This window comes from Dorea formicigenerans, assembly GCF_025150245.1.
GTDB lineage: Bacteria > Bacillota > Clostridia > Lachnospirales > Lachnospiraceae > Dorea > Dorea formicigenerans.
This window is the reverse complement of record NZ_CP102279.1, coordinates 2,190,257-2,216,351: the sequence shown is the minus strand read 5'-3', so window position 1 is coordinate 2,216,351 and position 26,095 is coordinate 2,190,257. Positions and strand designations below refer to the sequence as shown.

Sequence of the window (26,095 nt, the reverse complement as noted above, 5' to 3'; positions counted from 1 at the left end):
GAGGAAGAGATATCCTGCGGCCTTTCGAGAAAGAAACGGGGAAAAAGATATGGGCGAATTAAATCCGATGTACAAAAGAGAAAACTTACGATTGTTAAGAAGAGCTTTAAGGCTGACTCAAAAAGAATTCATTGACAGATTCCTGTCGGATGAAGAAGGAAAGCCAACTATGAGCATCGCGACATTGTCTAACCTGGAGGCAAAAGACGGTCCCAGAATGAATGATGTCATTATCAGTGTCTCAGAACAGCTTGGAATTGATTCTATGCATTTTTCTATGCCATCAGAAGAATTTGCCGAGAAGATACATATTCTGTTACCGGATGATGTAAGCCCGGAAGCGCTTGGAAAGCTTCAGTCTAAAAAAGGCAGCATTAATCAACTTTTGAATCGCCTGACTATGTATTTTGCAGAGCAGATGTTTGATAAGAGTCTGAAAAAAGGGGATAAGATAGAGTCAGATCGTGTACTTGCGACAAAACTTGGAGTTGGACGTTCGGCAGTACGTGAGGCATTGAAAGTTCTGGATGTGCTTGGCATGATTGATATCCGGCCGGGGCAGGGAACTTATATTAGTGGAAATGAAGCAAATTTTTTCGTCATTCCACTTTCCTGGTCTTTATTTATGAATGGCAATCAGACAGAGTCTATTTTGGAAGTGAGAGATCTTCTGGAAGTGAAAGCCGCTTATCTGGCAGCTGACTGCGTAGATGATCGCGCTCTGAATCGTCTGTATGATGTATCACATAAAATCCATCAGGCATATGTAGAGCAGAATTATAAGAAGTTTCTGGATGCAGATTTGGAGTTCCACAGCAGTATTGCAGAGTGTTCCGGGAATACTGTAATTTACAGTATGCTTCAGACAATCAGTAATCTGATGCGTCATGTCAGTGAGACGGGAATGATTGACGGACGGCAGCTTCAGGAAATTTATGAAGAGCATCAGAAAATTTATGGTCTTATTCTTGCAAAAGACGGAGAGGGTGCTGCAGAAGCTATGGAAGAGCACATGAAGAGATCAAAAGTCCGTTATAATTATAGATAAGATTACATAAAACTGTTTACATAGTCATTAACACATTGAAAAAGAAATAAAAAAGTTTCGAATATAATATCGAAAAGGGACTCCCCTGCAAATTTACAGAATGATGAAGTGATATTTGATTTGTACCGTACCTCACAGTATTGCCTCGAATTTCCTGTAAATTTGCAGAGGAGTTCTTGTAATTTGGAAAAGAATAAGATATAATATTGCGGATTGTGTTACTAAGAATAGAACATAATAAGTAACTAGATAATAAGGCGTAGAATTAGAGGTGATAATATGGAAATGATAATAGATGTACTTGCAGATGCGTTGGCAGATTGTTTAAAGATGCTTCCATTTCTTTTTGTAGCATTTTTATTAATTGAAGGATTGGAGCATTATTCGACAAAATTGACAAGAAAGGCACTGGAAGATGTAGATAAAGCAGGTCCGGTTGTGGGGGCACTCGTGGGCTGTGTACCGCAATGCGGATTTTCAGTCATGGCTTCTAACCTCTACGCAGGAGGGATTATATCGGTAGGAACATTGCTTTCTGTATTTCTTGCAACATCAGATGAAGCAGTATTGATTTTGCTTGGCAATCCGGATCAGGGAAAGACAGTTCTGACACTCCTTGCGGTAAAAGTTGTGATTGCGGTCGTAGCAGGATACATCATTGATCTTTTCCTGCAGAAACAAATTGCAACTCCAAAAGAGTGTGGAAATCTCTGTGATCACTGTGGATGTCATGATCACCACGCCGGACTTTTAAAACCAGCACTTCGCCATACAATTAAGATATTTCTCTATCTTTTTGTATTTACAGCAATTTTGAATTTTATTATAGAAGTAATTGGGATTCAGACATTATCCGAATATCTTCTGGCAGATAGTATTTTCCAGCCAGTGATTGCAGCACTTATTGGATTGATACCTAACTGTGCGGCTTCTGTTGTAATCACGCAGCTTTATATCAGCGGTGCAATTTCATTCGCATCTGCCATTTCAGGTCTCTGTACCGGAGCAGGAATTGGATTGGTTGTACTTTTTAAGGTCAATCGGGATAAACGTGAGAACATAAAGATTGTACTCACTTTATATGCACTTTCAGTGATTGCAGGAATGGTTTTACAGATCTTCGGATTTTAAGTTGTCAAATTGTGAAAAACGCTGTCGATAAGCGACACGAATTGACAAAAGGTTAACATATTCGAAATTGATTTTCTATTTTGATGTGCTATAATAAATATGTTCACACTTGAGATATACCTTTTTGTGAGGAGGATTTATTATGGTAACAAAAAAAGGGACACCTGTAAAAAAGACAAAAGATGTAAAAATAGCTGCAAATGTTATGGCTGATTTGATAAAGACAGAAGAGAAAGCAAAGGCAGAAGTTAAGACCGAGATAAAGCCACAGACAAAAGAGAAAGTAGAGGCAGAAGCTAAGACCGAGATAAAGCCACAGACAAAAGAGAAAGTAGAAGCTAAAGTTGAGAAGGCTGCTGCAGATACAGTAGAAAAGATTACGAAAAAAGCAGTGAAAGGTGCAGGTGCGGCAAAGACTGTAGCAAAAGCTGTAACAAAGACTGCGACAAAGACTGTAAAGAAAGCTGCTAAGAAAGACATTAAAATAAAAGCATTTGTTGAGTATTATGGTAAGCAGGTAGAAGAGAAAGACATCATTGCCCGTGTGAAAAAAGCATGGACGAGATCTGGTAAAAAAGTCGGAGACATTAAAGAGATGGATCTTTACATAAAACCGGAAGAGAATGCGGTCTACTATGTGATCAACGGAACAGAAACAGGAGCTGTAGAATTCGAGTAGGAAGATAAAAAGAAACAGATAGTAAAAGCTGGCTTTTACTATCTGTTTTCTTTTGTTATGTATAGCGGTCATGCCACTGTTACGTGCTGAGTGGTGGGAAGCACACCAGCCACTTGTGGTGTTTATGTGGATCATATTACTTGTAGTGCCATTTGCAATCGTTTATGGTGCAGGCGATACATTTGAAACAGTATTGAAATGTATCGTGAATGATTATCTGACATTTATTGTTCTGTTATTTGGATTATTCTGTGTATCTGGTAACATTACAGTTGGAGGAGATTTTGCAGGATCACCGAGAGTAAATGCATGTCTGTTGGCATTGGGTACGCTGCTTTCCAGCTGTATTGGAACAACGGGAGCCAGTATGCTCATGGTTCGTCCGGTCATTAAGATGAATTCATGGAGAAAAAGAAAAAGACATATTATGGTATTTTTCATTTTCCTGATTTCCAATATGGGTGGCTGTCTTACGCCAATCGGAGATCCGCCGCTTCTAATGGGATTTATGCGTGGAGTACTTCCGGGAATGTCAGCATTCCAGGACGCTGCAGGTAATGTAAGAGGAATTCATCTGTACGGAGAAGTTACACTGACGCTTCCTGCGCTGATTGAGATCGTGATTATTTTACTTGCAGCATTTCTGTCATTCAAGACAACAGACAGTTCAATCCGTACAAAGAACCATTTTACGTGGGGAGCAATCAAAGAGGTTGCAGTTTTGTTTATTGGAATTTTTATTACTATGCAGCCGGCACTGATGCTGTTAAAATCTGTTGGACCAAACCTTGGAATTAGCGAGCCGTACCAGATGTTCTGGGCAACAGGAGCGCTGCCCAGCTTCCTTGACAATACACCGACTTATCTTGTATTCCTGACAACTGCGGGAACACTTGGATTAACAGGAGGTATTACAACGGCTCTTGGACAGATTCCGGTGAATCTTCTAGAGGCTATTTCCTGTGGAGCTGTATTTATGGGAGCAAACACATATATAGGAAATGCACCGAACTTTATGGTAAAAGCGATTTCTGATGAAAATGGTGTCAATATGCCATCGTTCTTTGGATATATCTTATGGTCGCTTGCATTCTTAGTTCCGGTATTTATACTGGATATGCTTGTGTTCTTTTTGTAGGAGGTTACGGATATGGCAAATAATAAAGATATGTATATGGAACTTGCGAATCGGATCTATGATCTGGATGGTGAAGTATATAAATGTGTAGGATCTTCCCTTGGAAGAACATTTACAGGAAGCAGAGAGAATACGATTCGTGCACTTAGTATGTTGATGTATACGAAGCCTGACGGACATCTCTTGCGAAGTGAGCTGGCGCTGATCAGTAACATGGCTCGTACGATTAAGAATAAAGAAGATAAGAGCCGTATGATGACAGAATATAATGAGATTCTTAAAGCAATGGAGCAGCTTCCGGATATGTCTGCAACGGATATTGTCAATGCAGAAAGAATGGCTCTGAATCCGGCTGCACACTGGGATGAAGTGGACGAAAATGCGCATCTCGTTATCTGTATCAGCCGTACACAGGGAAGTGCGGGAAATGATATTGGATTTGAGCTGGCAGATAAGCTGCATATCAATTATTATGATTCAGAGATTTTCGAGCAGGTACTAAAACGTCAGGAAGAAGAAAAATTTCACATTAAAGAGAAAGAGTGCTTTACAGAGTTTGATAAATATGGAAAAAAACGAGAAACATTGAAATCAAAGCTGCGGAATATGTATCGTTATCATGGACTTAACAGAGAAGATGCCGTCTTCTTTAATATGAGCGATCTGATCTGCAATCTGGCACGAACAGAAGATTGTATTATAGTTGGAAGATGTGCGGATATTATTCTGCGCAATAATTATATTCCACATATCAGTCTGTTCATCAGCGCACCATTTGAAGTGAGATTGCAGTATATGATGAACGTGCGTGAGATGGATCAAAAGACAGCGGTGAAGTTTTTGAAAAAAATGGATCGCCAGCATAAAAAATATTACGAATTTTATACAAGTGAAAAATGGGGAACTCCTGAGAATTATGACCTGTGCATTAACAGTGCCAACTACGGAATCAAAGAGACGATAGAAATCATTGAACGTCTGATCATCAACAGGAAGAAAGCATAAGGGGTACAAGAAAGAGACTTTACGTGTGTTTCAGATACTGATATAATAAAGATGAATGAGACGGGAGAAAATAATTAACACGTAAAGGAGATAATAGAATGAATGAGACAACATTGGTGAAAGGCATAAGTGCGATAGGCTCCATGGATGGACCGACTTCAGTGTTCCTTGCCGGAAAGCTAAGCGTGGGAGTGTTTGCGGCTGTGATAGCAATCGGTATTTTAATTGGATTTTTCGGCTTGAAGCTGGTGAAAGTGGTTGCGGCATTCCTGGGATTTCTGATTGGAGCAGGAGTGGGAGCTGGAATCTGTGCATTAGCGGGAATTGAAGGTATTGCATCCGTAGCGGTTATATTAGTCTGCGCGATATTGCTGGCAGTAGTGTCTTTTCTTGTATACAGGCTGGGTGTATTTGTGATGATATTCATCTGCTCTATGGGAGTGCTGGCAGCAGTGATACCGGCACAAAGTTCAGTCATTACTATTGTGGAACTGGCAGTGGCACTTGTGCTTGCGATTCTTGCTGCAATATTTGCAGAGCCGATGATCATTGTAATTACCGGTATAGCAGGTGGATTTCTTGCAGGTCCGGCGATTCTCGACCTTGCTGGAATTACAGATCCGTCATGGTTAAAATATGCAGCAGGTGCAGTTCTTGCATTTGTAGGACTTATGATTCAGTTCATGATGCAGTCAAGTAAGATTGGAAAGAAAGAGAGAATCAAATCTGAACATATCAAGGAACAGGTCTCTATGGAGAATGAAGTAGAGAAAGCCCGAATGATTCTGGATGAGGACGAAGCGAAGCCAGAAGAAGCAGAAGAGCCGGAAGGATATCTGGATGAGGAAGAGGCAGAAGAGCCGGAAGGATATCTGGATGAGGAAGAGGCAGAAGAGCCGGAAGGATATCTGGATGAAGATGAGGATTTTTCAGATGATGAGTCAGAGGATATCGAGATCAGGGATTTGGATTTAGACGATATTCCATCTGACAAGGAGAGCGAGGAATAGGCTTATGAAACTGGACATGCATTGTCATGTAAAGGAAGGGTCCATTGACAGCAAGGTGAGCCTGGACGAGTACATTACACTTTTAAAAGAACGTGGATTTGACGGAATGCTGATTACAGATCATGATACGTATAAAGGATACCGACACTGGAAATACCAGATGAAGGGAAAAGTACATGATGATTTTGTAGTCTTAAAAGGAATTGAGTATGATACTTGTGACGGGGGACATATTTTATGCATTATGCCAGAAGGCGTGAAGATGAGACTTTTGGAACTCCGAGGTCTTCCGGTTGCAGTATTGATTGATTTTGTGCATAAGCACGGAGGAATTCTGGGGCCGGCACATCCATGCGGGGGCAAATATTTAAGCTTTACGAACACAAAGCGTTATTACAAATCACCAGAGTTATTTAAGCGGTTTGACTTTATTGAAGTATTTAATGCATGTGAATCAGCAGAGTCTAATGCGAGAGCCCTTAAGCTTGCACAGAAATATAAGAAACCGGGAATCGGTGGCAGTGACGCACACCGACCTAATTGTGTAGGTATGGGGTATACCATTCTGCCAGAGCGAGTGACATGTGAGACAGAGCTGATCGCACTGATCAGGTCAAAATCTTCAGTGATTGAGACAGGTGGCAGTCTGTATGGAAAGACGACAAAAGACAAGATGGGAAAGGCGGATAAGATTCTGACATATTCTTTCTGGTTTTATAATAAGGCCGGTACAATCATGCGTAAGAGAAAACGTATGCTGAATGGAAAGATTGAGAATCCTGTCGATCCGATCGATCCGATTGAGTTGAAATATATGTAATAAATAAAAAAGAAGTATTCTGATAAATGAGATTTTACTCAAAGTCAGAATACTTCTTTTTTAGTGCGCCCTTATAAGAACTTAGAACAAACTTGCGATATGATAAACTACAAAACTTATGATCCAGGCAGTACACAGCTGATAGAGCAGGATAAAACCAGTGGATTTCCAGCTTTGCAACTCACGATGAATCGTTGCAATGGTTGCTGTGCATGGTACATATAACAGACAAAATGTCATAAGTGCATAAGCATTTGCCGGGCCAAAACCAATGGCACCAAGAGAAGCCACCATTGCGGTCATTCCGTGGGCAGTCGTAATATTTTGAATTCCGAAGAGTACGCTGCAGCTGGAGACAACAACTTCTTTTGCGGCAATACCAGCGATCAAAGCTACAATAATCTGCCAATATCCGAGTCCGACCGGTTGAAAGACCGGTACGATCAGGCGTCCAATGACAGAACCAAAGCTTTCAGAAATATCTGTTACATATCCATGAGGACCAAAGTTTAAGATTGCCCACATTAAGATGGATGCGATAAATATAACAGTTCCAGCTTTTGTAAGATAATCTTTTATCTTCTGCCATACATAAATCGCAATCGTATGGGCACTTGGAGTTTTATATTCCGGCAATTCGATCAACAAGGCATGTGTCGCTTTGCTTCCGTCGATTTTGGACAGGATAAATGCTGTTGTAATTGCGATAATGATGCCGATCAGATACATGGAATAGCAGACGATCATGGCATATTTTCCAAAGAACATAGAGGAAAATAAGACATAGATCGGAAGTCTTGCACTGCACGACATAAATGGTGTGATCAGGATAGTCTTAAAACGGTCTCTTTTATTTTCAAGTGCCCGGGAAGCCATGACTGCAGGTACGGTACAGCCGAATCCGAGCAACAATGGAAGGAATGCTCTTCCGGATAATCCGAGACTGCTCATAATATCGTCCATGACAAATGCGACTCGTGACATGTATCCACTGTCTTCCAAAAGCGCAAGAGCCAGGAAGAGAATGAAAATGTTTGGTAGAAATGTCAGAATTCCGCCAACTCCTGAAATGATGCCGTCTACGATCAACGAAGTCAACATCGGACTTGTGTGGACAGCAGCAAGACCATTTGATACGAGATTTGAGAATACTTCAAGAGCAATCTCAAAATATCCTTTCATCCAGTCTCCTACAGTAAATGTGAGGAAGAATACAAATGCCATGATCAGAAGGAAAATCGGAAGACCAAGCCATTTTCCGGTCAGGTACTTATCAATTCTTTCTGTAGAGGCTGCCTTCTGAGCTTTATTGACAAGTACTTCATCAATAATTTCTTCGATAAAGTCATATTTTTGATTGATAATATCCTTTTCATAGCTTCTGTCTACAATTTGTTCCATTCCGGCAAGTGGATATTGATCCAGAATATTTTTATCCATTTCCAGATATTTGATGGCGTGCCAACGCATATTATCCATTTCCGGATAAGTTGCGGTGATCAAAGTAATCAGTGCGTCGATTTTATCTTCTATAAGGTCGGAATAGACCATGGCATATTCTGAGTGATGATTATGCCGGTGTTCAGAATGCATTCCTTTGTGATGATGAATAAAAGGTCCCTGGCTGGCATATTCACTGTGATGGGAAACGGCATGCAGCAGAATGGAAAGTCCTGTCTTTTTTCGTGCTGATACAGGAATTGCAGGAATTCCAAGCATTTCCGGGAGGCGGTGCAAGTCAATTTCCATGCCGCGGCTCTCTACAATATCCATCATGTTCAGAGCCAGTACAACGGGTTTTCCAAGTTCGATCAGTTGAAGGGCCAGATAGAGATTACGTTCCAGACTGGAAGCGTCAATGACATCTACAATGACATCAACTTCATCACTCATAATACATTCTCGAGATACAGTTTCTTCCATTGTATAAGAAGTCAGACTGTAGATTCCCGGAAGGTCAATGAGACGGAACTTCTGATCTTCATAGGTCGTGAAGCCTTCTTTCTTTTCCACTGTGACACCGGGCCAGTTAGCTACCTTTAGATTTGCACCGGTGTAAGCGTTAAAGAGTGTTGTTTTGCCACAGTTTGGATTACCGATGAAGCCTACATTAATGATTTTTTCCATTATTCCGTGACCTCCTTCACTTCGATGTGGTCTGCGATTCTTTTGCCAAGTGCAAATCGTGTGCCACGAAATCTGGCGGTAAGAGCACCTTTTTTATTGTTGTTCAATATTGTGATTTTGGCGCCTTCTGTCAATCCAAGCGCTTCTAGACGTCTCTCAAGAAGAAGCTCAATGTTGATAGAAAGAACCTGATAAGTTTTGTTATTTTTGCCTTGCTTTAAAGTCATCTTTTGTCCTTTTTATAAATTGTAAATGAGAATTATTTATCGGTTACTCCACTAACTATATCATCAATTGACGAAAACTTCAATGTGAAGTATACTGGATTTCATAAACATAAAGGGGGATTTTATGCAGATTTATTACTTGATGTTATACTTTTTTGTGTATGGTTTTCTGGGCTGGTGCACAGAAGTTGCATATGCGACAACAAAGCAGAGAAAGTTCGTGAACAGAGGTTTCCTGAATGGTCCGATCTGTCCGATTTATGGAGTCGGTGTGACGGTAGTCGTCTATTTCCTGACACCGTATAAGGACAATTTGATTTTGCTGTATGCGTTGTCCACAGTGTTGGTGACAGTTCTGGAAGGGCTTACCGGATATCTGATGGATAAGATTTTTCATCATAAATGGTGGGATTATACAAATCAGCCACTGAATATCGGTGGATATGTTTGCCTGATATTTTCCCTTGTGTGGGGAGTAGCATGCGTACTAATCGTCCGTGTGATTCATCCGGTCATTCATAAAATATTGACATTTATTCCACATACATTAGGGCTTATAATGCTCGCAGTACTGGAAATCTGTATTTTTGTTGATCTGTATATGACTGCGGCCGGAATCCTGAAACTGAATCATCAGTTGGAAGCTATGGCGAAGATTGCCGCAGAGCTGCATGAGATTTCGGATAAGCTTGGTGAAAATATCCATGAAGGTATGATGGATACGATGGAGGCAACAGAAGAAAGACGCAAGAAACTGGAAGCAGCAACAGCAGAGAGCCGCAAGAAGCTAGAAGCTGCGACAGAAGAAGGCCGCAGGAAACTGGAAAATGTTACGGAAGAAAGCCGTCGTAAACTGGAAAGTGCGACAGAGGAAGGCCGCAGGAAACTGGAAGCTGCAACGGAAGGCAGCCGCCGTAAGCTTAATGAGGGGCGTACAAGGATTGGTGGAACCGCAGACGAAGCAAGGCAGCAGCTTCAGGCAAGAAGTGAAGAACTTCGTAAGAAGTATGAAGAGTTGTCAGGTCAGGGCGGAGCCGTGTCCAGACGTCTGATGAAGGCATTCCCACGTATGGAATCCAGACAGTATAAGGAGACATTTAACGAGTTACGTGAGAAGCTGAGATTGAAAGAAAAGATGAAGAGAAAAAAATAGTAGTACAAGGAGACTTTTTTTAAGAATCTTCTGAGTATTCTTGATGAGATGGGAATGTCAGAAGAAGATTCAGCACCATATCCAACTAGGACAACAGTTGGTGTGACAGGACTTTGCGGAGATGCATTAATAGAAATTGAGTTGATAGCGAAGAAATAATAAAGTCGAGGAAGAACAGGTCGATGGATCTGTTCTTTTTTTTCGTTAGTGGCGAGTCAAAGTCTGAGTAGTCTTCCGACCTTGGTAATTGTAAGCAATCTCAGAAGGTATCTTTTGGATCTTTTTATGATTGTGTTGTGATAAGTTTAAAACTGGCTTGCTACAAAATGTAAAAACTGGATATTTAATAAATACCAGTTTGCAGTATGATATGTATCATAGTTACGTAACACAGAGAAAAAATATTAGGAAAATAAGAAAAGAATCGGATGAAGAGAAAGGTGAAAAACTATGGCAGAGAATAGATATGAATTAAACAAGCAGTTAGCACAGATGTTAAAGGGTGGAGTTATCATGGACGTAACAACACCGGAGCAGGCAAAAATCGCAGAGGCAGCAGGTGCTTGTGCAGTTATGGCACTGGAGAGAATTCCTGCAGATATCCGTGCAGCAGGCGGGGTATCCCGTATGAGTGATCCGAAGATGATCCGCGGAATCCAGGAGGCCGTATCAATTCCGGTCATGGCAAAATGCAGAATCGGACATTTTGTGGAGGCACAGCTTCTGGAAGCAATTGAGATTGACTATATCGATGAGAGTGAAGTTCTTTCACCTGCAGATGATGTATATCACATCAACAAGAGAGACTTTAAAGTGCCATTCGTATGTGGGGCAAGAGATCTTGGAGAGGCACTTCGAAGAATTGCTGAGGGAGCTTCTATGATCCGTACAAAGGGTGAGCCGGGAACAGGAGACGTTGTACAGGCTGTCCGCCATATGCGTGTGATGAATGCTGAAATCCGCAGAATTCAGAGCTTAAGAGAGGACGAGCTCTTTGAGGCGGCAAAGCAGCTTCAGGTTCCGGTTGAACTGGTAGAATATGTTCATGAGAATGGAAAGCTTCCGGTTGTAAACTTTGCAGCAGGAGGAGTTGCAACTCCGGCAGACGCAGCACTGATGATGCAGCTTGGAGCAGAAGGAGTGTTCGTAGGATCTGGAATTTTCAAATCTGGTGATCCTGCAAAACGTGCCGCAGCAATTGTAAAAGCAGTAACTAATTATACAGATGCAAAACTGATCGCAGAACTTTCCACAGATCTTGGTGAGGCAATGGTCGGAATCAATGAACAGGAGATTGAACTTCTGATGGCAGAGAGGGGCAAATAAGATGACCGTAGCAGTACTGGCACTTCAGGGAGCATTTCTGGAACATGAACAGATGCTTAAGAAACTTGGAGCAGATTATTTTGAAATCCGTCAGAAAAAAGATCTGAACAGATCATTTGACGCTCTGATTCTTCCGGGCGGTGAGAGTACCGTGATGAGAAAACTGTTACTGGAACTTGACATTTACGATGCTTTAAAAGAGAAAATCCTGTCAGGTCTGCCAGTTTTTGGAACCTGTGCGGGACTGATCCTTCTGGCAGATGAAGTGGAAGCAGGAGTTCCGTGTTTTGGTACTATGAATATTACGGCAAAGCGTAATGCATATGGAAGACAGCTTGGAAGCTTTCATACAGATGCAGAGTTTGATGGACTTGGTCAGGTGCCGATGACATTTATCCGTGCACCATATATTGCCCAGGCAGGGGAAGGTGTTGAGATTCTGGCAGAAGTAGATGGTAAAATTGTGGCTGCCAGACAGGGACGACAGCTCGTGACAGCATTTCACCCGGAACTGGACGGGGATACGAGAATACATGAATATTTTCTGAATATGTAAGAAAATGTGATGCTATATTTTTAAACGGCGATTTATTTGATCGCCGTTTAAAAAAATACATGCCTCATATATTTGCTTGATAAAATCGCTGCAACACATATTATTTAGAGTATTCTGCGTACGGTTTCAATGGGCAATTTTAACATTTCTGCAACTTTTTCAGCATTGCCTACATTTTCGTATAAATTTTTTACCAACTGTTCCGTTACCCGCTCTGTTACTTGCTCCGTTACCTGCTCCGTCACCCGTTCTGTTACCCGTTCTGTTACTTGCTCTGTCACCTGTTCTGTTACTCGTTCCGTCACTTGCTCTTCCAGTTCCTGAAATTCTTCTGCCATTAATTCTTTTAGTGCCTCACACATACTAGGTTTCGCCTCCTTTATTGCCTCCCAGTTAGCTCTTGTTATTACTTCCATTGCTGCCTGATACAACTTTGAATTCTTTTTTTCTTCATATTCTTTTAGAATCGCTTCAATCTCACTTTGATTCTTAATATTGCTTCTCAAGCTGCCAAGCCATCGGTTCTCTTCCAGATTCAATTCTTTTGTAATCAATAATTGAATTGGAATTGCATCACCAACAAAATAATATATCCCTGGCTCTTCTTTTTTTATTTGCAACTTTCGAACTTTTTCCAAATGCTGTATCAGATTTCTCGGATAATGGTTACATATAAATGTTATAGTCAGTTCTTCCGGTGGAATCTCACATACATGTTCAGTATCCGACTGATAAAAGCAACAATATCCATATACTTTATAAAAATCATTAATTGTCAGATAATCCTCCGGACTTTTATATTCCACAATATTATGCTTTCGAAATATTCTCCCTATATTTTTCTGGATTTTCTCATTGTCATGAACTTTTATTACAAGTTCATCAATCTGCATGGGTTTCTTTGATAACAAATGTTCCGATTCAAATATTATTTTATCTGCTTCATCTTCGAACTCAATCTGAAGTGAAGCCGTGAATGCCGGATGCCATTCTATCGTCTTTCTCTTTTGCTCCATCCATTTCTCCTTTTATTATAAAGTTTTCGATTCATCTTTGCAATAGAATATCTATGCCTACAGTTACATTTCTCTTCATATCGGATAGTAGTTTCGAACATGAAACACCGAAATGAGATGTCTTACGACTTAGAACTTTGAAAGAGTTGCAGATTGCTTCTCTTAAAGTGGTTATAGATTATCACGAAATGTGCGGACAATCAATTAATTTTATAGAATTTATAAAAACTTAAAGTATTTATAAATAGATGATGGAAAGGTGGAAAAAATATAAAAAATATAAAACATATAAAACATAGTTGACAAGTTTGAAATGTGGTGCTATATTAATACCAACGACGAATACACACTACATTGATAGGAAAGGTAGGAAGATATCATGGCAAAGATTTACAACGGAACAATTGACTTAATTGGAAATACACCACTGGTTGAGGTTAAGAATATTGAAAAAGAATTAGGACTGGAAGCAAGAGTACTTGTAAAGCTTGAGTATTTTAATCCGGCCGGAAGTGTGAAGGACAGAATTGCAAAAGGCATGATTGAAGACGCGGAGGAAAAAGGACTTTTGAAGGAAGGATCTGTGATCATCGAACCTACATCTGGTAATACCGGAATCGGTCTTGCGGCAATCGCAGCAGCTAAGGGATACAGAATTATCCTGACAATGCCTGAGACTATGAGTGTTGAGAGAAGAAATATCCTGAAAGCATACGGAGCAGAGATTGTGCTGACAGAAGGGGCAAAAGGAATGAAAGGTGCCATCGCAAAAGCAGATGAACTTGCAAAAGAAATTCCGAACAGTTTTATTCCGGGACAGTTTGTGAACCCGGCAAACCCGGCAACACACAGAGCAACAACAGGACCGGAGATCTGGAATGATACAGACGGAGATGTGGATATCTTTATCGCAGGAGTTGGTACAGGTGGAACACTGACTGGAGTTGGAGAGTATCTGAAAGAAAAGAAACCAGATGTTAAAATTGTAGCACTTGAGCCTGCAACATCACCAGTACTTTCAGAAGGTAAGAGCGGAGCACACAAGATTCAGGGAATCGGAGCAGGATTCGTTCCAGATGTACTGAATACAAAAGTATATGATGAGATAATTACAGTTGAGAATGACGATGCATTTGCTACAGGAAAACTTCTTGCAAAACACGAAGGAGTTCTGGTAGGTATTTCATCAGGAGCAGCTCTCTGGGCAGCAATTGATTATGCAAAACGTCCGGAAAATAAAGGTAAAACTATTGTAGCATTACTTCCGGATAACGGAGACAGATATTATTCAACCCCTCTGTTCGCTGAGTAAGATTAAAAAAGAGAGTGAATAGATATTGACGTAGGACAGCGGGCAAAAGCCGGCTGTCTGATACGTTAAACTAGAGGAGAGAAGATTATGAAACTTTCGATGAAGAGCAGATATGGCCTGCGGGCATTAATTGATCTTTCAGTAAATTTTAAAAATGAGCAGGTAGCATTGGGGGGCATCGCGGAGAGAAATAATATCTCTCCACAGTATCTGGAACAGGTATTTGCGAGCCTTAGAAAAGCAGGAATTGTCAAGAGTATAAAAGGATCCCAGGGCGGATACTTTTTAAATAAACCCGCAGAACAGATTACAATTTCAGAGGTGATCGAAGCCCTGGAAGGTGATTATAGAATCGAGGCTGAAGATGTGCCGGAAGACTGTGACTATAAAGCAGCACCGGAGGCAATACAAAAACTGGTCATAGACAAGGTGAATTACGAACTGGAGAAGATATTGACAGGCATTACACTTTATGATCTGGAAAAAGAGTACCAGACATATGTAGACTATGGACAGGATATGTATTATATCTAAAGATTGAAATTTGTTTCTTATGCAACAGATTAGTTTTTTATTTATGGTGGATGCGAAAGGTATCCGTCAGTTTTTCTAAAGGAGACAGGCATGAAAAATCCATTACATTATCAGTTTTCAGAATATGACTGCGGACCGACATCTATGCAGAATGCCATCAGTTTTTTATTCGAACGAGAGGAAATTCCACCGGAAGTCTTGCGCAACATTATGCTATATTGTCTGGACTGCTATAGCAGTGAAGGAGTTCCCGGAAAAAGTGGAACGTCCTGCGCTGCCATGATGTTTCTGTCGAACTGGCTGAACAGCATGGGGGATCTGGGGATTCTCCCTGTAAAAAGCCGTTATCTGTCCGGAAAAGAAGTGTATCTTGGAAATGAAAGCTATGTTAATGATGCTCTCAGAAGAGGAGGCGCTGTTGTGCTGCGTCTGTTTTCTGATGAGTGGCACTATGTTCTTCTTACAGGCGAAGAGGGGGAACATGTCTACATGTTTGATCCGTATTATGACCAGGAAGGATATGGTCTTGATGACATACAGATTGTCGAAAATTGTCCGACGCGCTATAATCGCATTGTGCCGTGGAAATATTTTAATAAAATTGCGTTAAATGTCTATTCTCTGGGGCCTTATCAGGGGCGGGAGGCAATCATCCTTTTTAATAAGAACACAGAGCTTACGTCTGAGAAAACCATCGAATATTTTATTTAAAAGTGCTATTGACAAATCATAGCATTCTGGCTATGATAATAGCACTCGTCTAAGAAATTCTAATTTTCAGTAACACATCATGGGGTGTATCCCCAACGAAGGGAATTTATTTCTTCCCAGATTTCCAAAACGAGAAAACAGGTGAAGGGAGGTCTTTTTTGTAACCCATAAACAACAGATTCATTGATCATTAAGAGGAGAATTGCATATGGAGAAAAAAGGAGTTTGTTTTGCCCGTAAGTTCATTTTGGCAGTAGGGGTGTTCTTTTTGTTACTCATTTTGCCGGCAGTGAATGCAGAAGCAAAGGAAGTATCCCTTGTAAAAGGGGATGCAATCAGGTATATGGGATATTCGACCCATTATTATTACGTGGATGGTAATCTGGCATTTTGTCTGGAGCCAGATATGAAATCACCGGGGAATGGTGCATATAGCGCATCAGAATTGGATTCGAAGTCACATCTTAGTAAAGCAATGTATTACATGTACGGTGGACCGGGGTATGAGCAATATATCAAAAGTTCACTGACCGGAGGCTGGGGTGAAGATGCCAATGCTTATTGTCTGACCCATTGTGTATTATCATACATTTATGACGGCTGTGATCAGAACAGTGCAGCGTTTAAAGGCCTGAATGCAGACATTGCCAGTGCGGTAGTCATGTATGCGGATTATGTAAAAAATCTTCCGGATATACCAGATGCAGAGCTGGCACTTTCTGAAAATGGGCTGACGGCTTATTATGACCGGGAGCAGAAATGTCAGAGAACCAAAAGTATTCGTCTTGTAGGGGATACGGCAAATAGTATCACCGTTCCGCTTTCTGATGGAGTCATGCTTGTTAATGAGACGAGAGGCACGAGTGAAAGTGGAAATGTCAAAGTATCGGGAGGAGACACATTTTACTTAAGGGCAGATGTTGCATATGGAAATGGAACGACTTGGAGCAGTGGTGAAATCAGGGGAGAAATTGCAAAATCATGGAAAATTCTTCTGGTCAAGACCGGAAATGGAAGTCAGAATATTGGGACAGCTTCTATGCAGCAGATTGTATCATCACCAATCGAATTGCAGGTAAAATGGCTGGATAAGCCGGAGCTTCAGGTAGAAAAAAATGCAGATAAGTCCGGTAAAACTTATAAATTAGGGGATATTATTACATACACGCTGGATGTGACTCAGCAGATTGAAAAAGCCATTGCAAAAAATGTGGTGATCACGGATACGATTCTTACAGAAGGAGTAAAACTTCAGAAAAATTCAGTGATATTGTTAAATGAAAACGGTGAGAAAATTCCTGACGCAAAGATTACAGTGCAGGGGAATTCTTACACAATTCATGCAGGTGAATTCCTGGAGGGACCGGAAAGCGGTCAGAAGTACACGGTAGAATATCAGGTTGCAATTACTGACGAGAGCGTAATTGGAAAAGAGATTGAAAATGAAGTAGTTGTGTGTTCTGAAAATGCAGAAGAAGTTAAAGACAGAGAGACTGTGAAAGTAGAAGAAGAACCAAAACCTGAGCCGGGAGAGCCGAAAGTGGAAGAACCGACACCGGAGGAGCCAAAAGTGGAGGAGTCGAAAGTGGAAGAACCGAAAGTAGAAGAACCGCAGATACCTGTTACACCGGCAGTTACATCGGCGAAATCATTAAAAGCATCAACTGTGAAAACGGGAGATGTAGCAAATATAACAGGAATTATCCTGATACTGATTCTTTCTTGCACCGTGATTGTGCTGTGTGGTACAATGAACGCATGGCGAAAAGCTAAGAAACATCATAAAAAGCACTAATGGAAAGAACAGGAGGTTGTCGTGATGGGAATGACAATGACGCAGAAAATATTAGCTGCGCATGCTGGACTGGATCATGTAGAAGCCGGACAGTTAATAGAAGCAAAATTAGACGTAGTAATGGCAAATGATATTACAGGACCGATGGCACTGCCGATTTTAAAGCAGATGTCCGACACTGTATTCGATAAGAATAAAGTAGTATTTGTACCAGATCATTTTACACCGAACAAAGATATCAAATCCGCAGAGAATTCAAAAGCAATCCGTGAGTTTGCAAAAGCACAGGGACTGCACTGGTATTTTGAACAGGGAAAATCCGGAGTAGAGCATGCAATCCTTCCGGAGGCAGGAGTTGTTGCAGCCGGCGAACTGATTATCGGAGCAGACTCACATACCTGTACATATGGAGCACTTGGAGCATTTTCAACAGGTGTGGGTACAACAGATATCGCAACAGGAATGGCTATGGGAGAGCTGTGGTTTAAAGTGCCGGCTGCAATCAAATTCGTATTAACTGGAAAACCGGGCAAGTATGTAAGTGGTAAAGATATTATCATTCACATCATTGGAAAGATTGGTGTAGACGGTGCCCTTTACAAATCTATGGAATTTACCGGAGACGGAATTGCCAATCTGTCTATGGACGATCGTTTTACAATGGCGAACATGGCAATCGAGGCAGGTGCAAAGAACGGAATCTTCCCGGTAGACGACAAGACAATCCAGTATCTGAATGAGCATACAAAGAAAGAATATACAGTCTATGAAGCCGATGAGGACGCTGAATATGAGCAGGTCGTTGAAATCGATCTTGCAGAAGTCCGTCCAACCGTTGCATTCCCACATCTTCCTGGAAACGCAAAAACGATCGATGAGATCGAGGCTATGGAGCCAATCAAGATCGATCAGGTTGTTATTGGATCCTGTACGAATGGACGTATGGAAGACATGAGAAAGGCAGCAGCAATTCTCAAAGGTCATAAAGTACACGAAGATGTACGTGTTATGGTAATTCCGGCTACTCAGAAGATTTACAAACAGTGTATCCACGAAGGACTGATGGATATTTTCGTAGATGCAGGATGTGCAGTGAATACACCGAGCTGCGGACCATGTATGGGTGGACATATGGGTGTTATGGCAGCAGGAGAAAAGTGTGTATCGACAACGAACCGTAACTTTGTAGGAAGAATGGGACATGTAGATTCCCTGATCTATCTTGCATCACCGGAAGTAGCAGCAGCAAGTGCAATTGCAGGATGCATCGCAAATCCTGAGAAAGTGGAGGTCGTTGAATAATGAAAGCAAAAGGACATGTATTTAAATATGGAGACAACGTAGATACAGACGTAATCATTCCGGCAAGATACCTGAACTCTTTTGATGCACAGGAACTTGCAAGCCATGCAATGGCAGATATTGATCCGGAATTTGTAAATAAGGTACAGCCGGGAGATCTGATTGTGGCAAATAAGAACTTTGGATGTGGATCCTCCAGAGAGCATGCGCCACTGTGTCTGAAAACAGCAGGAGTAAGCTGTGTTATAGCAGAGACATTTGCCAGAATCTTCTATAGAAATGCAATCAATATCGGACTTCCGATCATCGAATGTCCAGAGGCTGCGAAAGGAATTGAAGCCGGAGACGAAGTGGAAGTTGATTTTGATAATGGTATGATCTATAATCGTACAAAAGGAACGGAATTTAAGGGACAGCCATTCCCGGAATTCATGCAGAAACTGATTGCAGCAGGCGGACTTGTAAAATATACAAATAGTAAAAAAGTAAAATAAAAGTGATGCCAGGCAGAGAATTACAGGATCATAGAAGGGTGGAACAGATGGATTTATATTATAAAAGTACAAGAAATTCTAATTTGAAAGTGACTGCATCGGAAGCAATTTTAAAAGGACTTGCTCCGGATGGAGGACTTTTTGTGCCGGAGAAGCTTCCGGTACTTGGAAAGTCTATGGAAGAACTGAAGGATCTGAACTATCAGGATACTGCTTATGAAGTTATGAAGTGTTTCCTTACAGATTTTACAGAAGAAGAGTTAAGGAATTGTATTGAAAAAGCATATGACAGCAAGTTTGATGATGAGGCAATTGCTCCACTTGTAAAAGTAGAAGATACTTATTATCTGGAACTGTTCCATGGAGCAACAATTGCATTTAAAGATATGGCACTTTCTATCCTGCCACATCTGATGACAACATCTGCAAAGAAGAATCAGGTGAAGAATGAAATTGTAATTCTGACTGCCACATCTGGAGATACAGGAAAAGCTGCTATGGCAGGATTCGCAGATGTAGAAGGAACAAGGATTATCGTATTTTATCCAAAGAATGGTGTCAGCAAAGTACAGGAACTCCAGATGAGAACCCAGAAAGGGGTAAATGTAGATGTAGTTGCAATTCATGGAAACTTTGATAATGCCCAGAGTGGAGTAAAGCAGATGTTCGAAGATCAGGAACTTGCAAAAGAACTGGCTGATAAGGGATACCAGTTCTCATCAGCAAACTCCATCAATATCGGACGTCTTGTACCACAGGTCGCTTATTATGTATATGCATATACAAAACTGCTTGCAAATGGAGAGATTAAAGACGGCGAGAAGATTAATGTAGTCGTACCGACTGGTAACTTTGGAAATATTCTGGCAGCGTACTATGCAAAGAATCTGGGTGTACCGATCGCAAAATTAATTTGCGCTTCTAATGATAATAAAGTATTATATGATTTCTTCCAGACAGGAACGTATGATAAGAACCGTGAGTTTGTATTAACGACATCACCTTCCATGGATATTCTGATTTCCAGCAACCTGGAGCGTCTGATCTATCTCATCTATGGTGAAGATTCAGAGAAGACAAAAGAGCTGATGGAAGAGCTTAAGACAACCGGAAAGTATACAATTACACTGGAAATGAAAGAAAAACTAGCTGATTTTGCTGCCGGATATTCTACAGAAGAAGAGACGGCAGAAAGTATTCATGATACCTATCAGAAGACAGGATATGTCATGGATACACATACAGCAGTTGCAGCTCATGTATGCGGACAGTATCGTGCTAAGAGTGGTGATCAGACAAAATGTGTCATTGCATCTACAGCAAGCCCATACAAATTCGTAAAGAGTGTGATGAGTGCTATCGATGCAGAGAATGCAAATGCAGATGAATTTGATCTTCTTCCAAAACTGCAGGAAGTATCCGGTGTTCCGATGCCACAGGCAATTAAAGATATTCTGGATGCAAAAGTACTTCATGATCTGGAATGTGATGCGGATAAGATGAAAGATACGGTCAAAGGAATACTTGGAGTATAATGTAAAAATGTCATGAATTTACATGAAATAGTTTAAGTATTGTTTAGAATTTAATATCAGGGTATTTAAAAGGCCTCTTTAAAATGAAGACAAAGTAAAAAGTCTTGGTTTTAAGGAGGCCTGTTATTATGAGAAAAAAAGCAGAGAAAAAGTGAACAGTATAACAAAAAGTAAGTCTCAGATAATAAAAGAAAATCTTTGTACACTTCTTCTTATTGATAAAAAAGTTTCATCAGTTAGGTAAATAAAACCAGACCATTGACTTATACCTTGGAGGGGTATAACATGAGAACGTCAGAGAGAAGAATCTGATTAAGAGTGGAGAGTCAACTGTTAATTAGATTAGATGCTTCGTTGACAAATAGAAAATATAATCTGGCAGAAACCAATAACAGGAGGCAGATAGAATTATGATAAAGACGGTATTAAAGGTAAATGGCATGATGTGCGGTATGTGTGAAGCACATATGAATGATCTGGTACGCAAGAATTTTAATGTAAAGAAAGTGACTTCTTCCGTAAAAGGTGGTGAGACAGTTGTAATCAGTGAAGAGAATCTGGATATCCCATTTCTGAAAAAGGAAATCAAAGAGATTGGCTATGAACTGGTAGACGTCCATACAGAGCCATATGAGAAAAAAGGATTCTTTCATTTTGGAAAGAAATAATCGTAAGAAATAAAAACAAGAGAATAGAGTATCTCGGAATAAAAGGTCGGAACACATGTCCCTGTGAAGTTTGAATGGATAACTTCGCAGGGATTTTTTTGATGATGGGAAATTGCATTTCCTATTATAAAAAAGCGTCATGCAGAAATCGTACTTGTAGTAAGAAAATATTGCGGGAATCTTTAAGAAATATTTAGAATTGACTGCGTTTATTTTAAGAACCGGATGATAAGCTTGTTACTGTAAGGAAGAGGAGGTAATGAACAATGAAAATACTGATTACAACAGACTGGTACAGACCTGTGATAAATGGAGTTGTGACTTCCGTGTTAAATCTGACAGAGCAATTGGAAAAACGTGGTCATGAAGTAAAGGTTCTGACGCTTTCCAGAAACTGTCATTCATATAAAGAGGAAAATGTGATCTATGCAGGATCGGTAGGTATGGGAAAGATATATCCACAGGCAAGGGTGAAGATTCCGGTTGTGGCGAGAGAATATATGGAAGAGTTGCTTGCATGGAAGCCGGATCTGATTCATTCCCAGTGTGAATTCTCGACATTTTTTCTGGCAAAAAGAATTGCAGGAGAATTAGATATTCCAATCATTCACACATACCATACTGTATACGAGGATTACACACATTATTTCTCACCACAGAAAGCATGGGGCAGGAGCCTGGTACAGATGATGACAAGAAAATTATCAGATCAGGTTGATGCCATGATCGCACCAAGTGGAAAGATAGAGCGGATTCTGGAAGGCTACCGGGTAAGCTGTCCGGTCAGTGTTGTACCGTCTGGAATCGATACAGAAAAATATAGAAGACGAATTGATGATGGAAGCAGAGAGGCGCTTCGGGAACGATATGGCATAAAGAAAGAAGAAATTGTTTTCGTTTATGTTGGAAGAATAGCAAAAGAAAAGAACATTGAAGAGTTGCTTTGGTATCAAAAAAGTGTACAAAACAATATAAAACTTGTCTTAGTAGGAGACGGGCCATATAGAACTACACTGGAAGAAAAGGCAAAAGAATATCAAGTAACAGATAGTGTAATCTTTACAGGAATGGTGTCGCCAGATGAAGTCGCCAGATATTATCAGATTGGAGATCTTTTCGTCAGCGCATCAACAAGCGAGACACAGGGTATGACATATGATGAGGCGCTGGCTGGTGGAGTACCGCTTTTATGTAGAAAAGATGATTGCCTGAAAGAGGTAGTTACGGAAGGAAAGAATGGCTGGCAGTATGAAAAAGAGTCTATGTACCTTGAGTGTATACAGAAATGGAAGGAGTTCAGTGAAGATGAAAAGAGGAGAATGCGCAATACAGCAGTTCGGACAGCAGACCAGTTTTCCAAAGAGAGCTTTGCAAAGCGGGTGGAGAAGGTTTACCTGGCAGTGCTGGAAGAAAGAAAAAGACGGAATGTCTATGCGGCTTAATGATAGAAATCAAATGGCGAAAATATGGAATCTGGTTTCACTTGCCGGGTTATTGATCTGTGTAGTACTTGCATTCTGGGCATACAAAAACGGTATTCTTAATTCTGTGGATACATTACAGGCATTTATCAGTAAGTTCGGATATGGAGGAATGGCAATCTTTGTACTGATTCAGATTGTCCAGGTGGTCATTCCGATTCTTCCGGGAGGAATCAGCTGCCTGGGTGGAGTGATTTTCTTCGGACCATGGCTTGGATTTTTATATAACTATATAGGAATCTGTATTGGCTCACTGGCAGCATTTGGAATATCCAGAATGATGGGACGTCCGGTTTTACATAAGATGTTCTCGGAAAAATTGATTCAGAAATATGATTCCTGGACAGAAAAAGACAGCCGGTTCTTAAAATTATTTACACTGGCAATCTTTTTTCCGGTAGCACCAGATGACTTCTTATGTTATCTGGCAGGAACGACGAAGATGACATGGAAGCAGTTCTCACTTGTCATTTTGCTTGGAAAACCATGTTCCATTGCACTTTACAGTCTGGGACTTACGACAGCATTTCGGATGATATTCTCAGTCTAATGTGTTATCGGTAGAAGGTAAAATGTTGCACCTTGAACAAAGATTAAGAATGGGGAGATGAAATTATGAAGACATATATATACGAAGGCGGTCTTGGTATCGTCGCAAAAAGTGGTGTGGGCAGTGCAATCAAACACCAGAAGAATATGTTGAAGCAGGCAGATATTGAAGAAGCAAAAAGCTGGAAAGAGGCGGATATTGTACACATTAATACGGTATTTCCAGATTCCGTGCTGGCAGCCTGTCTGGCAAAAATGCAAGGTAAGAAAGTCGTCTATTATGGACATTCAACGATGGAGGACTTCCGGAACTCTTTTATCGGTTCCAACCGTTTCGCACCTCTTTTTAAGAAATGGATCTGTTTCTGCTACGGTCTTGGAGATATTGTCATTACACCGACAGAGTATTCCAAAGGTCTTTTGAAAAGCTATGGAATCCAAAAGAAAATCTATGCTGTTTCCAATGGAGTAGATACGGAATTTTTCCAATCCAGAAATAAAGAGAAAGAAAAGCAGGAGCTTCATGAGAAATATAAAATTCCAATGAATCGTAAAGTGGTTGTATCAGCAGGGCATCTGATTCAGAGAAAAGGTATTCTGGATTTCCTAAAGCTGGCAAAGATGATGCCGGAAACAACCTTTATCTGGTTTGGAGGCGGAAATGACAGCCTGGTGACACAAGAAGTAAAAGAAGCAGTAAAAAAGAAAAGTGAAAATGTAATCTTTGCCGGATATGTGGAAGCAGAAGAACTTCGGAACGCCTACTGCGGAGCCGACGCATTTGCATTCTTCAGCTATGAAGAGACGGAAGGAATAGTAGTGCTGGAGGCACTTGCCTGTGAAGTGCCGGTAGTCCTGCGGGATATTCCTGTATATAAAGAATGGATTCAAGATCAAATGCAGGCATATAAAGTACATAATCTGGAAGAATATAAGCATAATTTGATGCATATTTTCAAGGAAGATCAAGAAGAATTAAAGGGAAATGCAAGAGAACTTGCAGAACAAAGAAGCATTCGAAGTGCTGGTGAAAGATTAAAAGTTGTCTATCGACTGTCTGGGGTGAATGTGCTACAATCAACTTATAAGGGTCTTCTGCATAGAAGTGTGTGGAAGCAGGAAGCATAATCAGGAAAGGAAGTATTTGTTATGTCAAAAGAAACTTTAGAGTATGTTGTAGCAAAAGCAAAAGAGCTGATTGCAGCACCGAGCTGTAGTGCAGAGGCAAAAGAAGCAGCCCAGGCGTGGATTGCAGCAGTGGGAACGGACAAGCAGGCAGAAGAGACAAAGAAATTCATCGCTGAGATGGAAGAAGATATTATTCCAATTGATGGACTGATCGCATTTGCAGAGTCCGATGCAGGAGCAAAAGTATTTGGCGGAGCGGAAAAAGCCAAAGGTGTAGCAGAGCACGGAAGAGAGATCAAGGCAGCAGGAGCAAAGTACTGTGACTGCCCGGCATGCGCAGCAGTAGAAGCAATTCTCAGTAAGAAAGAGGAACTGATGGGATAGAGAATTATGTAAAATATAAAGGTCTTCTATGATAAAATGAATCATAGGAGGCCTTTTATTATGGCAAACAGAAAAAACAACTTTACAAACCGAAACTAATGACTGAGGGAAAGAAAAATTATTTTTCCCTGGGAATGGATTAAAAAGAGTCTTATGGGTCAAAATCAGACAAAGCTTGTCTAAAAATTTTTATAATCCAGATATACAAACAGTGATAAAGATTCAAAAGAGGAGCATTATGAAAATGACGAGGACATTCAAAGTTCTATAAAGATGAAAAGAAATAAAAAAACTATAAAAGAAATTAGAAAGTGAGAAAAGAAATGATTTGGTTTACATCAGATATGCATCTCGGACATGAGAAGGCATTGGACTTCACATGTCGGCCATGGAATCAGATTGATGAAATGAATGAAGGAATTATTGCAAATATTAATGAAAAGGTGAAAGAAAATGACGAGTTATATATACTTGGGGATTATTCTTTTAAGATTACAGCTTTAGAGGCAGCAGCACTCAGAAAGAAAATCTATTGTAAAAAAGTTCATCTTGTGCCAGGAAATCATGACAAGGACTGGAATAACAAACTCGTACAAGGAACTTTTATTGTTGAGCAGCCAATCACAGTATTGAAAATCGATGGAAGAAAGTATGTCCTTTCACATTTTCCAATGGCAGACTGGCAGTCTATGTCACATGAGTCAATTCATTTACATGGTCATATTCATAGTGAGGGGAGTCTTTATAATGAGATGAATCGTATGCAGGGATTATATCGTTATGATGTCGGAGTCGATGCAAATGGATATTCACCAGTCAGTATGGAAGAAATTTTGGCATGGTTTGACGGAGTGGAATGTCGGGGCAGAGTCAAGTGGAAGGACTGGGTAGATGAGACCGGAGATAAGAGAGTGCGGAGAAAGCTTGCAGGGCTGTAAAGAGTTATGAAAGACTGATATTTCTTTC

General features: G+C 40.6%; 26 protein-coding genes. 23 read left to right on the top strand and 3 right to left on the bottom strand.

All coding sequences use genetic code 11. The annotated features are described in order from the left end of the window. Nucleotides 1-49 precede the first annotated feature (49 nt). The 7 genes from NQ560_RS10820 to NQ560_RS10790 all read left to right on the top strand — a co-directional run bounded on the left by NQ560_RS10820 (nt 50) and on the right by NQ560_RS10790 (nt 6,831). Nucleotides 50-1,048, top strand: a complete 999-nt coding sequence (locus NQ560_RS10820) for a FadR/GntR family transcriptional regulator (RefSeq protein WP_040015573.1) — start codon at nt 50-52, stop codon at nt 1,046-1,048. Nucleotides 1,049-1,327: 279 nt separating this feature from the next. Continuing rightward, nucleotides 1,328-2,179 (top strand): putative manganese transporter, encoded by an 852-nt coding sequence (locus NQ560_RS10815; RefSeq protein ID WP_005334242.1) that lies wholly within the window; start codon nt 1,328-1,330, stop codon nt 2,177-2,179. A 142-nt stretch (nt 2,180-2,321) separates the two neighbouring features. Further along, a complete protein-coding gene (locus NQ560_RS10810) occupies nt 2,322-2,858 on the top strand; it encodes a DUF6465 family protein (protein ID WP_005334240.1) in 537 nt (178 codons plus the stop codon). A 28-nt stretch (nt 2,859-2,886) separates the two neighbouring features. Further along, nucleotides 2,887-3,996 carry a sodium:proton antiporter gene (locus NQ560_RS10805; protein ID WP_040015572.1) on the top strand — a complete coding sequence of 370 codons (1,110 nt, stop codon included), beginning with the start codon at nt 2,887-2,889 and terminating at the stop codon, nt 3,994-3,996. Between the two features lie 12 nt (nt 3,997-4,008). Then, nucleotides 4,009-5,001 carry a cytidylate kinase-like family protein gene (locus tag NQ560_RS10800; RefSeq protein ID WP_005334236.1) on the top strand — a complete coding sequence of 331 codons (993 nt, stop codon included), beginning with the start codon at nt 4,009-4,011 and terminating at the stop codon, nt 4,999-5,001. 98 nt (nt 5,002-5,099) lie between these two features. Further along, nucleotides 5,100-6,011: an ABC-2 transporter permease gene (locus NQ560_RS10795; protein ID WP_005334234.1), complete on the top strand. Its 912-nt coding sequence runs from the start codon at nt 5,100-5,102 to the stop codon at nt 6,009-6,011. A gap of 4 nt (nt 6,012-6,015) precedes the next feature. Beyond that, the gene (locus NQ560_RS10790) at nt 6,016-6,831 is read left to right on the top strand and encodes a PHP domain-containing protein (protein ID WP_005334233.1); all 816 of its coding nucleotides are present in this window, start codon (nt 6,016-6,018) and stop codon (nt 6,829-6,831) included. Between the two features lie 81 nt (nt 6,832-6,912). Here the strand turns inward: NQ560_RS10790 and feoB are convergent, their stop codons facing one another. Both feoB and NQ560_RS10780 read right to left on the bottom strand, forming a co-directional pair. Continuing rightward, on the bottom strand, nt 6,913-8,958 hold the full coding sequence (gene feoB, locus NQ560_RS10785; RefSeq protein ID WP_005334232.1) for a ferrous iron transport protein B: 2,046 nt from the start codon (nt 8,956-8,958) through the stop codon (nt 6,913-6,915). Next, complete coding sequence (locus NQ560_RS10780) at nt 8,958-9,185, bottom strand: FeoA family protein (RefSeq protein ID WP_005334231.1); 228 nt, start codon at nt 9,183-9,185, stop codon at nt 8,958-8,960. The genes feoB and NQ560_RS10780 overlap by 1 nt, the downstream gene beginning before the upstream one ends. Nucleotides 9,186-9,309: 124 nt before the next feature. Between NQ560_RS10780 and NQ560_RS10775 the strand changes: the two genes are divergently transcribed. The 3 genes from NQ560_RS10775 to pdxT all read left to right on the top strand — a co-directional run bounded on the left by NQ560_RS10775 (nt 9,310) and on the right by pdxT (nt 12,220). Next, nucleotides 9,310-10,338: a putative ABC transporter permease gene (locus tag NQ560_RS10775; protein WP_005334230.1), complete on the top strand. Its 1,029-nt coding sequence runs from the start codon at nt 9,310-9,312 to the stop codon at nt 10,336-10,338. Nucleotides 10,339-10,788: 450 nt separating this feature from the next. Continuing rightward, nucleotides 10,789-11,664: a pyridoxal 5'-phosphate synthase lyase subunit PdxS gene (pdxS, locus tag NQ560_RS10765; RefSeq protein WP_005334229.1), complete on the top strand. Its 876-nt coding sequence runs from the start codon at nt 10,789-10,791 to the stop codon at nt 11,662-11,664. Nucleotide 11,665: 1 nt separating this feature from the next. Continuing rightward, on the top strand, nt 11,666-12,220 hold the full coding sequence (gene pdxT, locus NQ560_RS10760; protein WP_005334228.1) for a pyridoxal 5'-phosphate synthase glutaminase subunit PdxT: 555 nt from the start codon (nt 11,666-11,668) through the stop codon (nt 12,218-12,220). Between the two features lie 104 nt (nt 12,221-12,324). Here pdxT and NQ560_RS10755 read toward each other — a convergent pair whose 3' ends face one another. Next, nucleotides 12,325-13,236 (bottom strand): hypothetical protein, encoded by a 912-nt coding sequence (locus NQ560_RS10755; RefSeq protein ID WP_005334227.1) that lies wholly within the window; start codon nt 13,234-13,236, stop codon nt 12,325-12,327. 379 nt (nt 13,237-13,615) lie between these two features. Between NQ560_RS10755 and cysK the strand changes: the two genes are divergently transcribed. The 13 genes from cysK to NQ560_RS10690 all read left to right on the top strand — a co-directional run bounded on the left by cysK (nt 13,616) and on the right by NQ560_RS10690 (nt 26,067). Continuing rightward, entirely contained in the window at nt 13,616-14,548 is a 933-nt protein-coding gene (gene cysK / locus NQ560_RS10750; RefSeq protein ID WP_005334224.1) for a cysteine synthase A, read from the top strand. A gap of 87 nt (nt 14,549-14,635) precedes the next feature. Further along, on the top strand, nt 14,636-15,082 hold the full coding sequence (locus tag NQ560_RS10745) for an RrF2 family transcriptional regulator (protein WP_005334222.1): 447 nt from the start codon (nt 14,636-14,638) through the stop codon (nt 15,080-15,082). Nucleotides 15,083-15,172: 90 nt separating this feature from the next. Next, complete coding sequence (locus NQ560_RS10740; protein WP_040015571.1) at nt 15,173-15,793, top strand: peptidase C39; 621 nt, start codon at nt 15,173-15,175, stop codon at nt 15,791-15,793. 208 nt (nt 15,794-16,001) lie between these two features. Further along, nucleotides 16,002-17,588: an isopeptide-forming domain-containing fimbrial protein gene (locus NQ560_RS10735; RefSeq protein WP_005334220.1), complete on the top strand. Its 1,587-nt coding sequence runs from the start codon at nt 16,002-16,004 to the stop codon at nt 17,586-17,588. Nucleotides 17,589-17,612: 24 nt separating this feature from the next. Continuing rightward, nucleotides 17,613-18,890 carry a 3-isopropylmalate dehydratase large subunit gene (gene leuC, locus NQ560_RS10730; RefSeq protein WP_005334219.1) on the top strand — a complete coding sequence of 426 codons (1,278 nt, stop codon included), beginning with the start codon at nt 17,613-17,615 and terminating at the stop codon, nt 18,888-18,890. Next, nucleotides 18,890-19,384: a 3-isopropylmalate dehydratase small subunit gene (gene leuD / locus NQ560_RS10725; RefSeq protein WP_005334218.1), complete on the top strand. Its 495-nt coding sequence runs from the start codon at nt 18,890-18,892 to the stop codon at nt 19,382-19,384. Before leuC ends, leuD begins: the two co-directional genes overlap by 1 nt. Nucleotides 19,385-19,431: 47 nt before the next feature. Continuing rightward, on the top strand, nt 19,432-20,919 hold the full coding sequence (gene thrC, locus NQ560_RS10720) for a threonine synthase (protein ID WP_040015570.1): 1,488 nt from the start codon (nt 19,432-19,434) through the stop codon (nt 20,917-20,919). A 410-nt stretch (nt 20,920-21,329) separates the two neighbouring features. Beyond that, nucleotides 21,330-21,587, top strand: a complete 258-nt coding sequence (locus tag NQ560_RS10715) for a heavy-metal-associated domain-containing protein (protein WP_005334216.1) — start codon at nt 21,330-21,332, stop codon at nt 21,585-21,587. A 266-nt stretch (nt 21,588-21,853) separates the two neighbouring features. Continuing rightward, nucleotides 21,854-23,029 carry a glycosyltransferase family 4 protein gene (locus NQ560_RS10710; protein WP_005334213.1) on the top strand — a complete coding sequence of 392 codons (1,176 nt, stop codon included), beginning with the start codon at nt 21,854-21,856 and terminating at the stop codon, nt 23,027-23,029. Next, nucleotides 23,019-23,618 carry a TVP38/TMEM64 family protein gene (locus NQ560_RS10705; RefSeq protein WP_005334210.1) on the top strand — a complete coding sequence of 200 codons (600 nt, stop codon included), beginning with the start codon at nt 23,019-23,021 and terminating at the stop codon, nt 23,616-23,618. The genes NQ560_RS10710 and NQ560_RS10705 overlap by 11 nt, the downstream gene beginning before the upstream one ends. Before the next feature lie 65 nt (nt 23,619-23,683). Next, nucleotides 23,684-24,745, top strand: a complete 1,062-nt coding sequence (locus NQ560_RS10700) for a glycosyltransferase (protein ID WP_005334208.1) — start codon at nt 23,684-23,686, stop codon at nt 24,743-24,745. 21 nt (nt 24,746-24,766) lie between these two features. Next, nucleotides 24,767-25,129, top strand: coding sequence for a hypothetical protein (locus tag NQ560_RS10695; RefSeq protein ID WP_005334207.1), 363 nt, complete (start codon nt 24,767-24,769; stop codon nt 25,127-25,129). 323 nt (nt 25,130-25,452) lie between these two features. Further along, nucleotides 25,453-26,067, top strand: coding sequence for a metallophosphoesterase (locus NQ560_RS10690; protein ID WP_005334205.1), 615 nt, complete (start codon nt 25,453-25,455; stop codon nt 26,065-26,067). The last annotated feature ends 28 nt before the right edge of the window (nt 26,068-26,095 follow it).

Coding starts and splice junctions, on each gene's coding strand:
- cysK (WP_005334224.1), top strand. CDS start 13,616: ATGGCAAAGATTTACAACGGAACAATTGACTTAATTGGAAATACACCA.
- NQ560_RS10775 (WP_005334230.1), top strand. CDS start 9,310: ATGCAGATTTATTACTTGATGTTATACTTTTTTGTGTATGGTTTTCTG.
- pdxS (WP_005334229.1), top strand. CDS start 10,789: ATGGCAGAGAATAGATATGAATTAAACAAGCAGTTAGCACAGATGTTA.
- NQ560_RS10705 (WP_005334210.1), top strand. CDS start 23,019: ATGCGGCTTAATGATAGAAATCAAATGGCGAAAATATGGAATCTGGTT.
- NQ560_RS10780 (WP_005334231.1), bottom strand. CDS start 9,185: ATGACTTTAAAGCAAGGCAAAAATAACAAAACTTATCAGGTTCTTTCT.
- NQ560_RS10810 (WP_005334240.1), top strand. CDS start 2,322: ATGGTAACAAAAAAAGGGACACCTGTAAAAAAGACAAAAGATGTAAAA.
- NQ560_RS10815 (WP_005334242.1), top strand. CDS start 1,328: ATGGAAATGATAATAGATGTACTTGCAGATGCGTTGGCAGATTGTTTA.
- leuC (WP_005334219.1), top strand. CDS start 17,613: ATGGGAATGACAATGACGCAGAAAATATTAGCTGCGCATGCTGGACTG.
- NQ560_RS10795 (WP_005334234.1), top strand. CDS start 5,100: ATGAATGAGACAACATTGGTGAAAGGCATAAGTGCGATAGGCTCCATG.
- pdxT (WP_005334228.1), top strand. CDS start 11,666: ATGACCGTAGCAGTACTGGCACTTCAGGGAGCATTTCTGGAACATGAA.
- NQ560_RS10700 (WP_005334208.1), top strand. CDS start 23,684: ATGAAGACATATATATACGAAGGCGGTCTTGGTATCGTCGCAAAAAGT.
- NQ560_RS10695 (WP_005334207.1), top strand. CDS start 24,767: ATGTCAAAAGAAACTTTAGAGTATGTTGTAGCAAAAGCAAAAGAGCTG.
- NQ560_RS10755 (WP_005334227.1), bottom strand. CDS start 13,236: ATGGAGCAAAAGAGAAAGACGATAGAATGGCATCCGGCATTCACGGCT.
- NQ560_RS10715 (WP_005334216.1), top strand. CDS start 21,330: ATGATAAAGACGGTATTAAAGGTAAATGGCATGATGTGCGGTATGTGT.
- NQ560_RS10740 (WP_040015571.1), top strand. CDS start 15,173: ATGAAAAATCCATTACATTATCAGTTTTCAGAATATGACTGCGGACCG.
- NQ560_RS10735 (WP_005334220.1), top strand. CDS start 16,002: ATGGAGAAAAAAGGAGTTTGTTTTGCCCGTAAGTTCATTTTGGCAGTA.
- NQ560_RS10820 (WP_040015573.1), top strand. CDS start 50: ATGGGCGAATTAAATCCGATGTACAAAAGAGAAAACTTACGATTGTTA.
- NQ560_RS10745 (WP_005334222.1), top strand. CDS start 14,636: ATGAAACTTTCGATGAAGAGCAGATATGGCCTGCGGGCATTAATTGAT.
- NQ560_RS10710 (WP_005334213.1), top strand. CDS start 21,854: ATGAAAATACTGATTACAACAGACTGGTACAGACCTGTGATAAATGGA.
- NQ560_RS10690 (WP_005334205.1), top strand. CDS start 25,453: ATGATTTGGTTTACATCAGATATGCATCTCGGACATGAGAAGGCATTG.
- NQ560_RS10790 (WP_005334233.1), top strand. CDS start 6,016: ATGAAACTGGACATGCATTGTCATGTAAAGGAAGGGTCCATTGACAGC.
- thrC (WP_040015570.1), top strand. CDS start 19,432: ATGGATTTATATTATAAAAGTACAAGAAATTCTAATTTGAAAGTGACT.
- NQ560_RS10800 (WP_005334236.1), top strand. CDS start 4,009: ATGGCAAATAATAAAGATATGTATATGGAACTTGCGAATCGGATCTAT.
- feoB (WP_005334232.1), bottom strand. CDS start 8,958: ATGGAAAAAATCATTAATGTAGGCTTCATCGGTAATCCAAACTGTGGC.
- leuD (WP_005334218.1), top strand. CDS start 18,890: ATGAAAGCAAAAGGACATGTATTTAAATATGGAGACAACGTAGATACA.